This is a genomic window from Bordetella pertussis 18323, assembly GCF_000306945.1.
GTDB lineage: Bacteria > Pseudomonadota > Gammaproteobacteria > Burkholderiales > Burkholderiaceae_B > Bordetella > Bordetella pertussis.
This window is the reverse complement of record NC_018518.1, coordinates 81,396-96,451: the sequence shown is the minus strand read 5'-3', so window position 1 is coordinate 96,451 and position 15,056 is coordinate 81,396. Positions and strand designations below refer to the sequence as shown.

Here is a 15,056-nt window from a genome sequence, read left to right as displayed (position 1 = left end):
AACGGGTTACACGGGGTCCACCGGGACGGGCGGCATGCCGCGCGCGGCGATGTCCTCGGCCGCCAGGAACAGCAAGTCCTCGCGGTAACGGCCGGCCGCCAGCTGGATACCCACGGGCGCCGAGCCGCACATGCCGGTCGCCACGCTCATGCACGGCAGGCCCATGAAGGCCAGGCCAAGCTGCGGCATCTGCGCCTCCCAGACGCTGTCGTAATCGGCCGCGGACCGGGTATCCAGGTCGTTGGCGAAGGTCAGGCGGGCCGACACCGGCAGCATCATCAAGGGATAGTCCTCGAAGAACAGCATCCACTGGCGCAGATAGGACGCCCGCGCCTTGAGCGCCGAACAGTAGCTTTGCAGGGTGACGCCGGCCGACTGCGGCTGGCCCCGCAGCATGGCCAGGGCGCCCGGGTCGCCCTCGGCCTGCGCCTCGGCCAGCAAGGCCGGATATTCGTCGCCCAGCCACAGGGTCACCTGGGCCACGGCGGCATCGCGCATGGGCGGAATGTCGTCCAGCTCGGCCACTTCCCAGCCGGCGTCGCGCAAGCGCGCCGCCGCATCCAGCAGCGCATCGGCCACCGCGGCGTCGATCTCCAGGCCGTCGGGCCGCAGGCACAGCGCCACCCGGCGCGGCCGGGCCGGGCCGGCCAGCGGCGCGGGCACCCACCACGGGTCGCGCGGGTCCGCGTGGGCCAGCGCGGCGAACGACAATTCGATGTCGGCCACGGTGCGGGCCAGCGGACCGGAGACCGACATGAGCTGCCCGCCCAGGCCGCGTTCGGGGAACGAAGCGTTGTAGTTGGGAATGCGCCCCAGGGTCGGACGCAGGCCGTGCACGCCGCACGCGTAGGCCGGATACCGGATCGAGCCGGCGATGTCCGTGCCATGCGCGATGGCGCCGATGCCCGAGGCAACCGCCGCGCTGGCGCCCCCGGAAGAGCCGCCTGGCGTCAGGCTGCGGTCGAACGGGTTGTAGGTGTCGCCGTGCAGGCGGCCATTGGTGAACCAGCGCAGGCCGAACGCCGGCATGTTGGTGCGCCCGATGGGAATCGCCCCGGCCCGCTCGAAGTTGTCCACGATGGGGCTGTTGGCCGCGGCGCGGTGGTCCTTCAGCTTGCGGATGCCCATGGTGGTCGCGAAACCCGCCTGGTCGTGCGTGACCTTGACCGTCACCGGCACGCCGGCCAGCGGGCCGGGGTCCTCGCCGGCGGCGATGCGCGCGTCGACGCGGGCCGCCGCCGCCAGCGCCGCCTGGGGGTCGCTGTCGACCACGGCATTGATGCGCCCATTGACGGCCTCCATGCGGTCCAGCGCGGCGCGCACCGCCTCGCTTGCCGAGAACGCCCCCGACTTCACGCCCGCGACAATCTCGCAGGCCGACAGCCGCCACAATTCTGATGTCACGCCCCTTCCCCCTCGATGCTTCGCAAGCCGGACAGATGGCTACCGTTCGCGAAAGTTGGCAAAGTCCCAATCGCGTCCCGGCGCGGCCTCGATCAACGCGCGCGTGTAGGCGTGCGCGGGCCGCGCCAGGACATTCTCGGCCGTGTCGTGCTCCACCACGCGGCCATGCCGCATCACCATGACCTCGTCGCAGATCTGCGCGGCCACCCGCAGATCGTGCGTGATGAACAGAATCGCGATGTCCAGCTTGCGCTGCAGCGTGTCGAGCAATTCGAGCACCTGCGCCTGTACCGAGACATCGAGCGCGGACACCGCCTCGTCGGCCACCAGGACGTCGGGCCGCATGGCGATGGCGCGCGCGATGGCGATGCGCTGCCGCTGCCCGCCCGAGAACTGATGGGGATAGCGCGCCAGGGCGTCGGCCGGCAGGCCCACCAGCTCCAGCAATTCGGCCGCCTGCGCCAGCGCGGCCTGCCTGTCCTGCCCGAAGTTCACCGGCCCTTCGATCAGGCTGGCGCCGATGGTGCGGCGGGGGTTGAGCGAACGGTACGGATCCTGGAAGACGATCTGCAGATGCTTGCGAAACGGCTTGAGCTGCCTGGGGCCCAGCCGCGCGATATCGGCATCGCCGACACGGATGGCGCCTTCGCTCGGCTCGATCAGCCGCATCACGCAGCGCGCCACCGTGGACTTGCCCGAGCCGCTCTCGCCCACGATGCCCAGCGTACGGCCGGGCTGGATGCTGAACGCGACATCGTGCGCGGCCTGGACTTCCCGCCGGCGGCCCGGGAACCCGCCCATCGCATAGCGTTTCGCAAGCCCCTGCACCTGCAGCGTGGCGCACGCCTGCGGCGCGGCCCGGCCGGGCCGCGGAATCAGGCTGGGCACCGACTTGAGCAACTTGCGGGTGTAGTCCTGCCGCGGTTCGCGCAACAATTGCTCGACCGGCGCGCTCTCGACGATTTCGCCCAGGCGCATGACATAGACCCGGTCGGCGATCTCGGCCACCACCCCCATGTCATGGGTGATGAACAGCACCGCCGTATCGTGCTTGTGCTGCAGCTCGCTGATCAGCTTGAGCACCTGGTTCTGCGTGGTGACGTCCAGCGCGGTGGTCGGCTCGTCGGCGATCAGCAGCCGCGGCTCCAGCACCAGCGCCATGGCGATCATGATGCGCTGGCGCTGCCCACCGGAGAGCTGGTGCGGATAGGACTCGTAGATACGCGCCACGTCGGGCAGGTGGACCTGCTCCATGATGTCGAGCACGCGCTGCTTTTTCTCGCGCCTGGGCAGCGCCGTGTGGCTGTCCAGCACCTCTTCGATCTGCGGCCCCACCTTCATGACCGGGTTCAGGGCCGTCATGGGCTCCTGGAAAATCATGGAAATGCGCTTGGCGCGCAAGTCCCGCAAGGCGGCCGGCCCGAGGTCGAGCAGGTTCTGGCCATCGAGTTCGATGCGTCCGCCTGTCACCCGCAGATGCCCCTTGGGCAGCAGGCCCATGACCGCCAGCGAGGTCATGGACTTGCCCGAGCCGCTTTCGCCCACCAGGCAGACCGTCTCGCCCTGCCGGATATCGACGTCGATATCCCGCAAGATGGCGCTGCCGGCGCCCGGCTGCCCGTCCACCAGGGACAGGCCCGCGATGCGCAGCACCACCGGGCGATGTTGGAGATCGCGCTTGCGAAATATCATCGTTTACTCCCCCCGCCGCTTCAGGCGCGGATCGAGCATGTCGCGCGCGGTGTCGCCCAGCAGGTTGATGGACAGGATGCACAGCGACAGCAGCAGGCCCGGCCACAGCATCAGCCCCGGGCGGATCTGGAAGTACATGCGCGCTTCCGCCATGATGTTGCCCCAGGTCGGTATCTCGGTGGAGACGCCCGCCCCCAGGAACGACAGCACCGCCTCGGTCAGGATGGCCGAGGCGCAGACGTAGGTGGCCTGCACCATGAGCGGCGCCAGGGTATTGGGCATGATGTGCCGCCAGAGAATGCCGGGCATCGACGTGCCCAGCGCCAGGGCCGCCTCGACATAGGGCTCTTCGCGCGCCGACAGCACCACCGAGCGCACCAGGCGCACCACGCGCGGCACCTCCGGCACCGTAATGGCGATGATGACCGACCAGATGCTCGGCCCGTTGAGCGCGACCAGGGCGATCGCCAGCAGGATGGACGGCACCGACATCACGGCGTCCGTGATGCGCATGACCACGCCGTCGAGCACGCGGAAGAACCCTGAGACCAGGCCGATGCACAGCCCCGCGGCGATGGAGATGACGGCCGCCGCCACACCCACCAGCAGCGAGACCTGGCCGCCCGCCATCACGCGCGAGAACACGTCGCGCCCCAGCGCATCCGTGCCCAGCCAATGATCCGCGCTGGCCGGCTTCAGGCGCATCAGCGGGTTGATCGCGATCGGATCGTGCGGGATGTACAGATAGGCGGCCGCCGTGGCCAGGACCAGGACCGCCAGCACCAGCGCGGCGGCAATCGGCGGCCAGCCGAAGCGGCACCATGCGGGCAGCTGGGTGACCCGGAATACGGCCTGCAGGGCGCTGGCCGGCTGCGGTAGCGTGGTCATCAGTAGCGGATCCTCGGATCGAAAATGGTATAGGACAGATCGATCAACAGATTGATGAACACGTACAGCGCGCTGGTCAGCAGGATCATCGCCTGGATGACCGGATAGTCGCGCGCCAGCACCGCGTCCACGGTCAGGCGGCCGATGCCGGGAATGTTGTAGACGCTCTCGGTCACCACCACGCCGACGATCAGCAGCGCGAACCCCGTGCCGATGATGGTGACGATGGGCACCGCCGCGTTGCCCAGCGCGTGGCGAAACAGCACGATGCGCTCCTTGACGCCCTTGGCCCGCGCCGTACGGATGTAGTCCTCGCCCAGCACGTCGAGCATGCTGGCCCTGGTCATGCGCGCGATCAGCGCCACGAATACCGTGGCCAGCGTCATGCAGGGCAGGACCGCCGTGCACAGGAACTGCTGCGGATCCTGGAACACCGAGGTAAAGCCCTGCACCGGCAGCCAGCGCAGGTCCACGGCGAAGATCTTCATCAGGATGTAGCCCACCACGAAAGCCGGGATCGAAAAGCCGATGACCGAGAACGCCATCACCGCGTAGTCGAGCCAGCTGCGATGCCGCCATGCGGCCAGCACCCCCAGCGGCACCGCGATCAGCACCGACAGGATGATGGTCAGGGTGGCGATCTGCAGCGTCGGCCCGACCCGCTGGCCGATCAGTTTGGTGACCGGCTGCCTGGAAATGATCGACGTTCCCAGGTCGCCGGACGCAAGCTGCGTCATCCAGGTGCGGAACTGCACCGTCAGCGGCTCGGTCAGGCCCAGCGACTTGCGGATGTTCTCGATCTGGGCGGGCGTGGCCGAATCGCCGGCGATGATGGCCGCCGCGTCGCCCGGCGTCAGGCGCAGCAGCAGGAATACGAACACCGCCACGATCACCACGACCGGAATCGTGGCGAGCACGCGCCGCAGGATGTAACCGAACATCGGCCGCCCCTTGTGGATTGAGTCAGGATGGGGCGGACCGCGGCCTCTCCAGGCCGCCGGTCCGCCATGGTGCGATGGCTACTTCTTGTCCATCTGCCAGAACACGGGAACCGGCGACGCAATGATGTCGACCAGGTTGGCGCGGCGCCCCTGGACCGTCTGGAACTGGCCCAGCGGCAGGTAGGTGACCTCGTCCATGACGCGCGCCTGGATCCGCTTGGCCACGTCCAGCTGCGCCTGCGGCGATCCGGCCGTGATGTACTCGCCGCGCATCGCCTCCAGCTCGGGATCCTGCGCCCAGCCGAAGAAGCCCTCGTCGCCGCGCGCGTTGAGCGTGGCGTTGATCAACGGCGTCGTGACCTCGGGCACCATCCAGTAACTGAAGAACATGCTCCAGCCGCCCTGCGACGGCGCGCCCTTGTTGGTGCGGCGGGTCACCAGCGTCTGCCAGTCCATCGGCTGCAGGTCCACCTTGAAGCCGGCGGCGCGCAATTGCTGGGCCGCCACCAGCGGCGGCGCGGCGAGAATGGGCACATCGGTCGGCTGCAGGATCACGACGGGCGATCCGTCATAGCCCGCCTCCTTGAGCAGGGCGCGCGCGCCCTCCACGTCGCCCTTGCCGGTCAGGGCCCCGGCGCCGGCTTCGGAGGCCAGCGGCGTGCCGCAGCCCAGCACCGCGCCGCATACCTGGTAATACTTGGGATTGCCGACCATGGCCGCCAGGATGGGCTCCTGGCTCATGGCCTTGAGCGCGGCCTGGCGTATCCGCTTGTCGTTGAACGGCGGCTGCTTGAAATTCATGCGCCCCAGGGCCTGGTAGCCCAGTTGGTCGCGCACTTCCAGCACCACGTCGGCGTTCGACTCGAGGATGGGCAGCAGATCGGTCGGCGTCTGCTCCAGATAGTCGATCTCGCCCGACGACAGCGCGCTGACCGCCGTCTGCGCGTCCGGCATGGTCACCCAGTTGACCCGGTCGACCTTGACCACCTTGCCGCCCGCCATCCAGTTGGCCGGTTCGTTGCGCGGCACGTATTTGTCGAACTTCGCATACGCCACCTTCACGCCGGGCGAGAACTCGTCCAGGACGAAGCGGAACGGGCCGGAGCCGGTGTAGTCGGTAATGGCTTCGCTCGACGGCGTCCTGGCCACCCGCTCGGGCATGATGAACGGCGGCACCGTCGACTGCTTGCCCAGGGTTTCCAGCATCGGGCCGAACGGCTTGCTCAGTTTCCAGGTGATCGTCCGGGCGTCAGTGGCGGCCAGGCTTTCGGTCTGGTCGAAAATGTGCTGGCCGCCGGTGTCGCGCTCGCCCCAGCGCTTGAGCGAGGCCACCACATCGGCCGCCGTGACCGGCGCCCCGTCGTGGAACCACAGGTTCTCGCGCAGCGTGAAGGTGTAGGTCAGCCCGTCGGGCGACACACTGAAATCCGCCATCTGCGGCCGGACATTGAAGTCCTTGTCCATCGAGACCAGCACGTCATAGATCATGTACCCATGATTGCGCGTGATGTGGGCCGTCGTGATGATGGGGTCCAGGACGCGCAGCCCCGAGTGCATGACGGCCGTCACCGTCTTGGGCGCCTGCGCCGCCGCGGGGACCGTCGCGGCCAGTCCGCAGAGCGCGGCCGCCACGGCCGCCAGGCGTGCGCCGGCGCGTATCTTCACAGCGGGATCAGCCGCATTGCGTGCGATGAACATCGTTTCTTCCCCTTGTTGTGTCGACTACATCAGAGATGACTTCGGTGACCGGGAACAACTAACATCGAAAACAAACTTCGGAACTTAAGTATCGCTGTGAGATACTTATATATTGTTTGTGACAATCCTAAATGAGATATCGTCAGCCCGTCAATAGGAGGAATTCATGCGGCGCAGTATTGTCAACAGCGAACTGGGCGTCAGGTCTCCCACCGAAGAAGAGCTCGAAGACCCGTTGTTCGTGCAGGCCGCGGCGAGAACCCTGCAGGTGCTGTCCGCCTTCCATCGCGCGGTGCGGCCCATGAGCCTGGACGAAATCGCCGAGGCGTCGGGAGTGGGCCGCAGCAGCACCCAGCGCATTCTCAACACCCTGCGCGTGCTCGGCTATGTCGAGCGCAGCGACGGAGGACGCGGCTACGTCCCCGGCATACGCATCCTCGACCATGCGCTGGACTACCTGCGGCTCAATACCCTGATTTCGCGCGCCTCCCCCGTCCTGCTCGACCTGCGGCGCAATGCGCTGGAGCGTGTCGACCTCAGCGTGTTCGACGACCTGCGATTGGTCTACGCCTCGCGCCTGCAGAGCAAGCGGGAGACCTTCTTCGCCACCCTGGTGGGGCACAGCGTGCCCACGTTCTGCACCGCCGGCGGGCGAGCCATCCTGTCCCACCTGCCCGGCGCCGAGGTCGACGACATCATCGCCCGCTCCGACCGCACCCCGTTCACGGACAAGACCATCACCGCGCTCAGGGAGATCCGCAAGAAAGTCGAACAGGCGCGCGTGTCCGGCTACGCCGTCACCATCGAGGAGGTGCTGGTGGGAGAGATAGGCATAGGCGTGGCGGTGCTGGGCGCCGACGGCCGTCCGGTCGGCGCGATACATATCGCGGGCTCGCTGAGCGAGTGGACGCCCGAAGCCTTCACCGCGCGATTCGCGCCGCTGGCGGTGGAAGCCGCCACGGCCATCAATCGCCTGAGCTGAGACGGCGCCCGCGCCGGCAGCCCGTATCCGGGCCATGGGCTCGCGCGGGCATGCCCATGGCCGCGCCTTACGCGGCCGAGCGCGCCGCGCCGCCCACGGGTTCGGCCACGAAGTCCAGCAGATCGTGGAACAGCTCGCGCCAGAGCCGATCGGACATCGGAAATCCAGCCACATGCCGCATGAAAAACGCACCTTCGGCAGCAAGAAAAGCAATGCGCAACAGCCGCTCTTCCTGAGTTTCCGCCGAGAACTTGCCGACGCGCGACGCGTACCACTTCGCCATCACGCCCTCGGTCGCATCCGAGCCGACCAGCGCCGTCAGGACCGCCGCCAGCCTTGAGTTGGCCTCGGACGATTCCTTGCCGGTGATCTTGACATGCCTGCGCACACGCTCGCGCAGCGACGATTGCGGGCCGATCTTCTTCTGGTAGGCGCGCTGTTCCTTGCGCAGCCACCTTTCCAGCAAGGCCTCCATCATGGCCTCGCGCGTGCCGAACACGGACTGGACGCTCGCCTTGGACAGGCCGGCCGCCTCGGCCAGCCCGCCAAAGGAGATCGTCACGGCGCCCGCCTCCGAAATGATGGATTCGGCGATATCCAGCAAACGCTCTCGATCTATCGTGCGGGGTCTGACCATCTAGGTGTGAACTGTCAATAGGTTGTATTCGTCCAGGTTGAGTCTGGAGATGGGTACAGCGCGCCCGATGCCTTGGTGGGGTCGATGCCAGTTGTAGTGGTGTAGCCAGGATTTCATGGCATCGGCTCGGTGTTGGGAGTTCTGGTAGGTGTGAGCGTAAGCCCACTCACGCAAGGCCGACTGGATGAAGCGTTCGGCCTTGCCATTGGTCTGTGGGCGGTAAGGTCGGGTAAAGCGGTGCTTGATGCCCAGCTCATGGCACAGCGCGGCGAAGGCGCGGCTGCGAAAGGCCGAGCCATTGTCGGTGAGCAAGCGCTGGATGGTCACGCCCAGGCGCTGGTAGTAGGCCACTGCGTCCTTGAGGAACTGGACGGCGCTGGGGAAGCGCTCGTCGGGGTGGATGTCGGTGAAGGCCACGCGGGCGTGGTCATCGATGGCCACGAAGACGAAGTCCCAGCCGGCCCCCTCAACGGTATCGCGTCGGTTGCCCGTGACCCGGTGGCCAGGGCGCTGGATACGTCCCAGCTTCTTGATGTCGATGTGCAGCAGATCGCCGGGGGCCTGATGCTCGTAGCGCACCACCGGCTCGGCCGGCTCCAGGTCGGCCAGGTGCGACAGACCGGCGCGGGCCAGGACGCGGCTGACGGTGCTGGCTGACACGCCCAGCGCCTGGGCGATGCGCGCTTGGGTCAGCCGCTTGCGGCGCAGCTCCACGATAGCCAGCGCCTTGGCCGGCGCAATCGCTCGGGGCGAGACCGTCGGGCGCGAGGACGCATCGGCCAAGCCCGTCTGGCCCTGAGCCAGGAAGCGGCCCAGCCATTTGCGCACAGTCGGCGCGGTGACCCCATAGGCGCGGGCCGCTTCAGGCACACAAACTTGATGGGCGATCAATTGCTGGACCATTTCGAGTCGACGTAGGAAGGTCAATCGGGCATGCTTATGGGTGTTCATCCGGCCGGGCTCCTTGAGTGAACTGGGGGGGTGGCGATTTCCAGTTTCTCAAATCCGGTTCGGATGAACCATGCATACAACCTATTGAATCTTCACATCTAGGCGTCCAAATTCAATTATGATACGATCATATGATAACAAGTCGGAGTCCCGGGGTTCGTGTCGCCTCGTGCCTCCACCTCGTGCCTCCATATGGCGCGTGACGCCGCGCCCGTTGTCCCGCCGCGAGTCCGGCCTCACTGGCCGCCGTTGGCGTAATGCAATATGAAGTCTCGGCCCCGTCTCGGCAGGGGCCCATCTACTGGTTGGAGAGGACGCTATGAATAGTGACGCCCTCTTCCAATTGGGGATCGTTCCGGCATCGCTGAACACGACCCAAACGGAAGACAGAACTATCGTGACCGCAACGCGAATCGCATTCGCGTCGGCCGCGCGTGCGCTGCATCCGTTGCATGGCGCGCTGCACCACAAGGCTGGCACGCTGCTTCCCCACTCGGACCGAATGCGTACCTGAGGCCAGCGCCGCGCTGCGGCGCGCCTCCACCCGCCATCGCCTTCACGGGCTCCCGGCTTCGCGGCCGATCGCCCGGCCACTTTCCTATTGCAACACTCCACGCATGGCCTTGCGAGCCCCGTGCGTGGCATTGCCCCGCCATGTTGAAAACGCCTTACTACCTGATCGACAAACGTGCCCTGCTCCAGAACCTGGAGGTCATACGCCGCATCCGCGAGCGATCCGGGGCGAAGGTCCTGCTCGCGCTCAAGTGCTTCGCCACCTGGAGCGTATTCGACCTGATGCGCGAGTACATGGACGGCACGACATCGTCGTCGCTGTTCGAAGTCCGCCTGGGCCGCGAGAAATTCGGCGGCGAGACCCATGCCTACAGCGTGGCCTATGCCGAGGACGACATCGACGACGTGGTCGCCTGCGCCGACAAGATCATCTTCAACTCGCTGTCGCAGCTCGAGCGCTACGCGCCGCGCGCCTCGGCCATACCGCGGGGGCTGCGCCTGAACCCCGGCATCAGCGTGTCCGGCTATGACCTGGCCAACCCCGCCAGGCCCTTCAGCCGCCTGGGCGAAACGGACCTGGACAGGATCGCGCAAGCCATGCCGATGATCGACGGCTTCATGGTCCACAACAATTGCGAGAACCGCGATTTCACCCGCTTCGACGCCCTGCTGACCGAACTCGAGCATCGCTACGGCCACCTGCTTGGGCAAATCAACTGGATCAGCCTGGGCGGCGGGATCCACTTCACCGAGCCCGGATACGCGCTGGACGCTTTCTGCGACCGCTTGCGCCGCTTCTCGGAGCAGTACGGCGTCCAGGTATACCTGGAGCCGGGCGAAGCGGCCATCACCAATACGGCCACACTGGAAGTGACGGTGCTGGACGTGATGCGCAACGAAAAGAACCTGGCCATCGTCGACGCGGCGACCGAAGCCCACATGCTCGACCTGCTGATCTACCGCATGAGCGCGCGCGTGCAGCCCGACCAGGGCCCGCACCGCTATGTCATCTATGGCAACTCCTGCCTGGCGGGCGACGTGTTCGGCGAATTCAGCTTCGAATCGCCGCTGCAACCCGGTTCGCGGATTTCCATCCAGGACGCCGCGGGGTACACGATGGTCAAGAAGAACTGGTTCAACGGCGTGCGCATGCCCGCCATCGCGATCCGGGAACTGGATGGAGAAATTCGGCTGGTGCGGGAGTTCGGCTACCAGGATTACGTAGACAGCCTGTCCTGAGGAACTGGCTCTGTTGATTGAAGCGAGGTCAAAATGAAACGAAACGTCCTGATTATCGGCGCCGGCGGCGTGGCGCACGTGGTCGCGCACAAATGCGCGCAGCACAACGCCACGCTCGGCGAAATCCACATCGCGTCGCGCACGCTGGACAAGGCCCAGGGAATCGTCCGCTCGGTCCATGCCATGGGCAACCTGCAAACCAACGGCGTCGTGAAAGCGCATGGCCTGAACGCACTGGACATCAAGGCGACCGCCGCGCTCATCCGCGCCACCAATGCGCGCATCGTCATCCAGGCCGGCACCTCGTTCCTGAACATGGCCGTGCTCGCCGCATGCATCGAAACCGGCGCGGCCTACATCGACACGGCCATCCACGAAGACCCCGCGAAGACCTGCGAGGCGCCGCCCTGGTACGCGAACTACGAGTGGAAGCAGGCGCAGGCCTGCGCCGACGCCGGCGTGACCGCGATCCTGGGCGCGGGCTTCGACCCCGGCGTGGTCAACGCCTACGCTAAGCTGGCGGTCGACGAACTGTTCGACGAGGTCAGCTCGATCGACATCATCGATACCAACGCGGGCTCGCACGGCAAGTACTTCGCCACCAACTTCGATCCCGAGATCAACTTCCGCGAGTTCACCGGATCCGTCTGGTCATGGCAGGAAGGCCGCTGGTGCGAGAACCGCATGTTCGAAGAGCAGCGCGCCTGGGACCTGCCCGTGGTCGGCCGCCAGACCACCTACCTGACCGGCCATGACGAGATCCACTCGCTGTCGACGCACCTGAACGTCCCCAACATCCGCTTCTGGATGGGCTTCAGCGACCACTACATCAACGTCTTCACCGTGCTGAACTCCCTCGGCCTGCTGTCCGAGCAACCGGTGCGCACGGCCGAGGGCCAGCAGGTCGTCCCGCTGAAAGTGGTCAAGGCCGTGCTGCCCGACCCCGCGTCCCTGGCCCGCACCTACAAGGGCAAGACCTGCATCGGCGACCTGGTCCGCGGCGTCAAGGACGGCCGCCCCCATGAGGTCCTGATCTACAACGTGTGCGACCACGAGCAGGCCTACCGCGAAGTGGGCAGCCAGGCCATCTCGTATACGGCCGGCGTGCCCGCCACCGCGGCCGCGCTGCTGATCGCCGACGGCGCGTGGGACAACCGCAAGATGAACAACATCGAGCAACTCGCGCCGCGCCCGTGGCTGCAGCTGCTGGAGACCATGGGGCTGCCGTCCCGGATCCGCGATGCGCACGGCGACCGCGCGCTGCTCAGCCCATGCGGGAAGCTGCTGAAAGCCGCCTGACGCCGCCATCGCCCCGGCCTGCGCCATCCCGGGCCGGGCCCCGCGCGCTGGTCAGCTAGGTGTGAAGATTCAATAGGTTGTATGCATGGTTCATCCGAACCGGATTTGAGAAACTGGAAATCGCCAACCCCCCAGTTCACTCAAGGAGCCCGGCCGGATGAACACCCATAAGCATGCCCGATTGACCTTCCTACGTCGACTCGAAATGGTCCAGCAATTGATCGCCCATCAAGTTTGTGTGCCTGAAGCGGCCCGCGCCTATGGGGTCACCGCGCCGACTGTGCGCAAATGGCTGGGCCGCTTCCTGGCTCAGGGCCAGGCGGGCTTGGCCGATGCGTCCTCGCGCCCGACGGTCTCGCCCCGAGCGATTGCGCCGGCCAAGGCGCTGGCTATCGTGGAGCTGCGCCGCAAGCGGCTGACCCAAGCGCGCATCGCCCAGGCGCTGGGCGTGTCAGCCAGCACCGTCAGCCGCGTCCTGGCCCGCGCCGGTCTGTCGCACCTGGCCGACCTGGAGCCGGCCGAGCCGGTGGTGCGCTACGAGCATCAGGCCCCCGGCGATCTGCTGCACATCGACATCAAGAAGCTGGGACGTATCCAGCGCCCTGGCCACCGGGTCACGGGCAACCGACGCGATACCGTTGAGGGGGCCGGCTGGGACTTCGTCTTCGTGGCCATCGATGACCACGCCCGCGTGGCCTTCACCGACATCCACCCCGACGAGCGCTTCCCCAGCGCCGTCCAGTTCCTCAAGGACGCAGTGGCCTACTACCAGCGCCTGGGCGTGACCATCCAGCGCTTGCTCACCGACAATGGCTCGGCCTTTCGCAGCCGCGCCTTCGCCGCGCTGTGCCATGAGCTGGGCATCAAGCACCGCTTTACCCGACCTTACCGCCCACAGACCAATGGCAAGGCCGAACGCTTCATCCAGTCGGCCTTGCGTGAGTGGGCTTACGCTCACACCTACCAGAACTCCCAACACCGAGCCGATGCCATGAAATCCTGGCTACACCACTACAACTGGCATCGACCCCACCAAGGCATCGGGCGCGCTGTACCCATCTCCAGACTCAACCTGGACGAATACAACCTATTGACAGTTCACAGCTAGGCATCGGCGCCGTGTTCCCACGCGCGCAGCGGGAGCGGCAGTGCCGTAGCGCGCGCGTGAGGTGCTTGTGCACCATATCAACGGAAATGCCGAGGCTGTTGGCGATTTCATCGTGCGACATGCCTTCGACCTGCCGCATCAGGAAGGCCTGACGGCAGGCCGGCGGCAACTCCTGCAGGGCCCGTTCCAGCCGCGCCAGTTGCTGCCGGCGGTAGAGCCGCTCGTCCTGCAGCGGCGCTTCGCACCGGACGGCTTCTGCGGCGGCGTCCAGCGGCATGACCTGGCTGCCGCGACGGTTGCGATACAGGTCCGTGCAAAGATTCAGGGCGGCCCGGAACAGAAATGCGCGCGGCTGGACGATGGCGCAGCTGCCATTGCGATCGAGCACGCGCGCATAGGCCTCCTGGGCGACATCGGCGGCGTCATGCGAATTGCCGAGTTTTCGCGCAAGGAACCGCAACAACTCCGTGTAGTACTGCTCCATCCAGGCCTTCCCCCGCGTCGACCGACCAAGGCGCAAATGCGGAATCCTGCATAATGCCGCCTGAAACCGTGCTCTCCCCCAGGCCGTGCACGGCGCCAAATGTGTAACAAATCTCATTTATATTAACAGCCATGGCTGTCCCACCCAGCAAGCAGGACGACCTCCTGACCGAGCAGGCCGTGCAATGGTGCGTGCGCATCCACGATGCGTGCTGTTCCGAGCAGGACCGCGCGGCGCTGCAAGCCTGGCTCGAAGCAGATCCGCGCCACGCCCGCGAGTACGAAGCGGTGCGCGATATCTGGACGCTGGCGCAGGACCTGCCGGCCCATGAGGCGCCGGCCAAGGCCTGCGCGCCGCGGCGCCGTCCCTATCCCGCCGCCCGCCGGGCGCTGGGCGCCTGCGCGCTGGGCCTGGCCTGCTGGGCAGCCGGCTGGTGGTTCGCCGTACTGCCCAGTTCCTACCACCGCTACGCCAGCGATGCGCGGGTGGCCACGGTCACGCTGGGCGACGGCACCGAAGTCGACATGAACATCGACACGGCCATGGTGTATCGCAACTACCGGGACGCGCGCCGTGTGCGCCTGAGCGACGGGGAGGCCTATTTCCGCGTGTTCCACGACGCCAGCCATCCCTTCGTGGTCGAAGCCGGGGCCGGGACGATCACCGTTACCGGCACGGCATTCAATGTCTGGAAATCGGGCGACAACGTCGTCGTCACGCTGGTCGAGGGCCGCGTGGACCTGCGCGCCAGCGCCACCGGCAAGACGGTAAGCCTGCAACCGCTGACGCAGGCACGCTACGCCGGGCGCGGCGAGCCTGTCACGCGCGCCGTCGACGGCGCGCAGTCCGCGGCCTGGCGCCACGGCAAGCTGGTGCTCGACAACACCACGCTGCGCGACGCCATCATGCAGATCAACCGCTACCTGCCCGCCGAGGCGCGCTACACGGCGGTGGATCCCGCCATCGCGGGCCTGCGCCTGGGCGGCACCTACGATGTGCGCAATGTGGGCGAACTGGCCCGCGCGCTGCCTGACATCCTGCCCGTGCGTACGGTACGCAAGGCCGACGGCAGCCTGGCGCTGGTTCCCAACCCGCCTCGATAAGCCGCGGCGCACGTTTGCGATAGCGCCGCGCAGCGGCCGGCCGAGACTCGCGTGACGTTTCATTTTGTTTCAATTTTGCATTCCCAGGAGGTCTGGCCGTTCCGTCTTAGAGATTGG

Annotated in this window: 13 protein-coding genes; 5 read left to right on the top strand and 8 right to left on the bottom strand. The window is 66.7% G+C overall.

What is annotated here, in order from left to right:
* Positions 1–6: 6 nt before the first annotated feature.
* The 5 genes from BN118_RS00435 to BN118_RS00415 all read right to left on the bottom strand — a co-directional run bounded on the left by BN118_RS00435 (position 7) and on the right by BN118_RS00415 (position 6,590).
* Entirely contained in the window at positions 7–1,404 is a 1,398-nt protein-coding gene (locus tag BN118_RS00435) for an amidase family protein (protein WP_010929976.1), read from the bottom strand.
* 39 nt (positions 1,405–1,443) lie between these two features.
* Complete coding sequence (locus BN118_RS00430) at positions 1,444–3,096, bottom strand: dipeptide ABC transporter ATP-binding protein (protein ID WP_010927038.1); 1,653 nt, start codon at positions 3,094–3,096, stop codon at positions 1,444–1,446.
* Positions 3,097–3,099: 3 nt separating this feature from the next.
* A complete protein-coding gene (locus tag BN118_RS00425; protein ID WP_010929977.1) occupies positions 3,100–3,984 on the bottom strand; it encodes an ABC transporter permease in 885 nt (294 codons plus the stop codon).
* Positions 3,984–4,925: an ABC transporter permease gene (locus tag BN118_RS00420; RefSeq protein ID WP_010929978.1), complete on the bottom strand. Its 942-nt coding sequence runs from the start codon at positions 4,923–4,925 to the stop codon at positions 3,984–3,986. Before BN118_RS00420 ends, BN118_RS00425 begins: the two co-directional genes overlap by 1 nt.
* Before the next feature lie 78 nt (positions 4,926–5,003).
* Positions 5,004–6,590, bottom strand: coding sequence for an ABC transporter substrate-binding protein (locus BN118_RS00415; protein ID WP_227914937.1), 1,587 nt, complete (start codon positions 6,588–6,590; stop codon positions 5,004–5,006).
* 199 nt (positions 6,591–6,789) lie between these two features.
* Between BN118_RS00415 and BN118_RS00410 the strand changes: the two genes are divergently transcribed.
* A complete protein-coding gene (locus tag BN118_RS00410) occupies positions 6,790–7,605 on the top strand; it encodes an IclR family transcriptional regulator (RefSeq protein ID WP_014905392.1) in 816 nt (271 codons plus the stop codon).
* A 67-nt stretch (positions 7,606–7,672) separates the two neighbouring features.
* Here the strand turns inward: BN118_RS00410 and BN118_RS00405 are convergent, their stop codons facing one another.
* Both BN118_RS00405 and BN118_RS00400 read right to left on the bottom strand, forming a co-directional pair.
* Entirely contained in the window at positions 7,673–8,242 is a 570-nt protein-coding gene (locus BN118_RS00405; RefSeq protein WP_003814459.1) for a TetR/AcrR family transcriptional regulator, read from the bottom strand.
* Positions 8,243–9,193: an IS481-like element IS481 family transposase gene (locus BN118_RS00400; protein ID WP_014905391.1), complete on the bottom strand. Its 951-nt coding sequence runs from the start codon at positions 9,191–9,193 to the stop codon at positions 8,243–8,245.
* A 654-nt stretch (positions 9,194–9,847) separates the two neighbouring features.
* On the opposite strand from BN118_RS00400, the gene nspC reads away from it, so the two are divergent.
* The 3 genes from nspC (at position 9,848) to BN118_RS00385 (ending at position 13,352) form a co-directional block, all read left to right on the top strand.
* The gene (gene nspC, locus BN118_RS00395; RefSeq protein WP_003814461.1) at positions 9,848–10,945 is read left to right on the top strand and encodes a carboxynorspermidine decarboxylase; all 1,098 of its coding nucleotides are present in this window, start codon (positions 9,848–9,850) and stop codon (positions 10,943–10,945) included.
* A gap of 33 nt (positions 10,946–10,978) precedes the next feature.
* The gene (locus tag BN118_RS00390) at positions 10,979–12,244 is read left to right on the top strand and encodes a saccharopine dehydrogenase family protein (protein ID WP_003814462.1); all 1,266 of its coding nucleotides are present in this window, start codon (positions 10,979–10,981) and stop codon (positions 12,242–12,244) included.
* A gap of 157 nt (positions 12,245–12,401) precedes the next feature.
* Complete coding sequence (locus BN118_RS00385) at positions 12,402–13,352, top strand: IS481-like element IS481 family transposase (RefSeq protein ID WP_005012067.1); 951 nt, start codon at positions 12,402–12,404, stop codon at positions 13,350–13,352.
* Here BN118_RS00385 and BN118_RS00380 read toward each other — a convergent pair.
* The gene (locus BN118_RS00380) at positions 13,312–13,836 is read right to left on the bottom strand and encodes a sigma-70 family RNA polymerase sigma factor (RefSeq protein ID WP_023852739.1); all 525 of its coding nucleotides are present in this window, start codon (positions 13,834–13,836) and stop codon (positions 13,312–13,314) included. The genes BN118_RS00385 and BN118_RS00380 overlap by 41 nt on opposite strands.
* A 131-nt stretch (positions 13,837–13,967) precedes the next feature.
* On the opposite strand from BN118_RS00380, the gene BN118_RS00375 reads away from it, so the two are divergent.
* Positions 13,968–14,939, top strand: coding sequence for a FecR family protein (locus BN118_RS00375; RefSeq protein WP_003814467.1), 972 nt, complete (start codon positions 13,968–13,970; stop codon positions 14,937–14,939).
* Positions 14,940–15,056: the final 117 nt, after the last annotated feature.

Bases quoted from the DNA above. Each gene is read 5' to 3' on its own strand.
- BN118_RS00385 (WP_005012067.1), top strand. From the start codon at position 12,402: ATGAACACCCATAAGCATGCCCGATTGACCTTCCTACGTCGACTCGAA.
- BN118_RS00390 (WP_003814462.1), top strand. From the start codon at position 10,979: ATGAAACGAAACGTCCTGATTATCGGCGCCGGCGGCGTGGCGCACGTG.
- BN118_RS00425 (WP_010929977.1), bottom strand. From the start codon at position 3,984: ATGACCACGCTACCGCAGCCGGCCAGCGCCCTGCAGGCCGTATTCCGG.
- nspC (WP_003814461.1), top strand. From the start codon at position 9,848: ATGTTGAAAACGCCTTACTACCTGATCGACAAACGTGCCCTGCTCCAG.
- BN118_RS00420 (WP_010929978.1), bottom strand. From the start codon at position 4,925: ATGTTCGGTTACATCCTGCGGCGCGTGCTCGCCACGATTCCGGTCGTG.
- BN118_RS00380 (WP_023852739.1), bottom strand. From the start codon at position 13,836: ATGGAGCAGTACTACACGGAGTTGTTGCGGTTCCTTGCGCGAAAACTC.
- BN118_RS00410 (WP_014905392.1), top strand. From the start codon at position 6,790: ATGCGGCGCAGTATTGTCAACAGCGAACTGGGCGTCAGGTCTCCCACC.
- BN118_RS00400 (WP_014905391.1), bottom strand. From the start codon at position 9,193: ATGAACACCCATAAGCATGCCCGATTGACCTTCCTACGTCGACTCGAA.
- BN118_RS00405 (WP_003814459.1), bottom strand. From the start codon at position 8,242: ATGGTCAGACCCCGCACGATAGATCGAGAGCGTTTGCTGGATATCGCC.
- BN118_RS00430 (WP_010927038.1), bottom strand. From the start codon at position 3,096: ATGATATTTCGCAAGCGCGATCTCCAACATCGCCCGGTGGTGCTGCGC.
- BN118_RS00375 (WP_003814467.1), top strand. From the start codon at position 13,968: ATGGCTGTCCCACCCAGCAAGCAGGACGACCTCCTGACCGAGCAGGCC.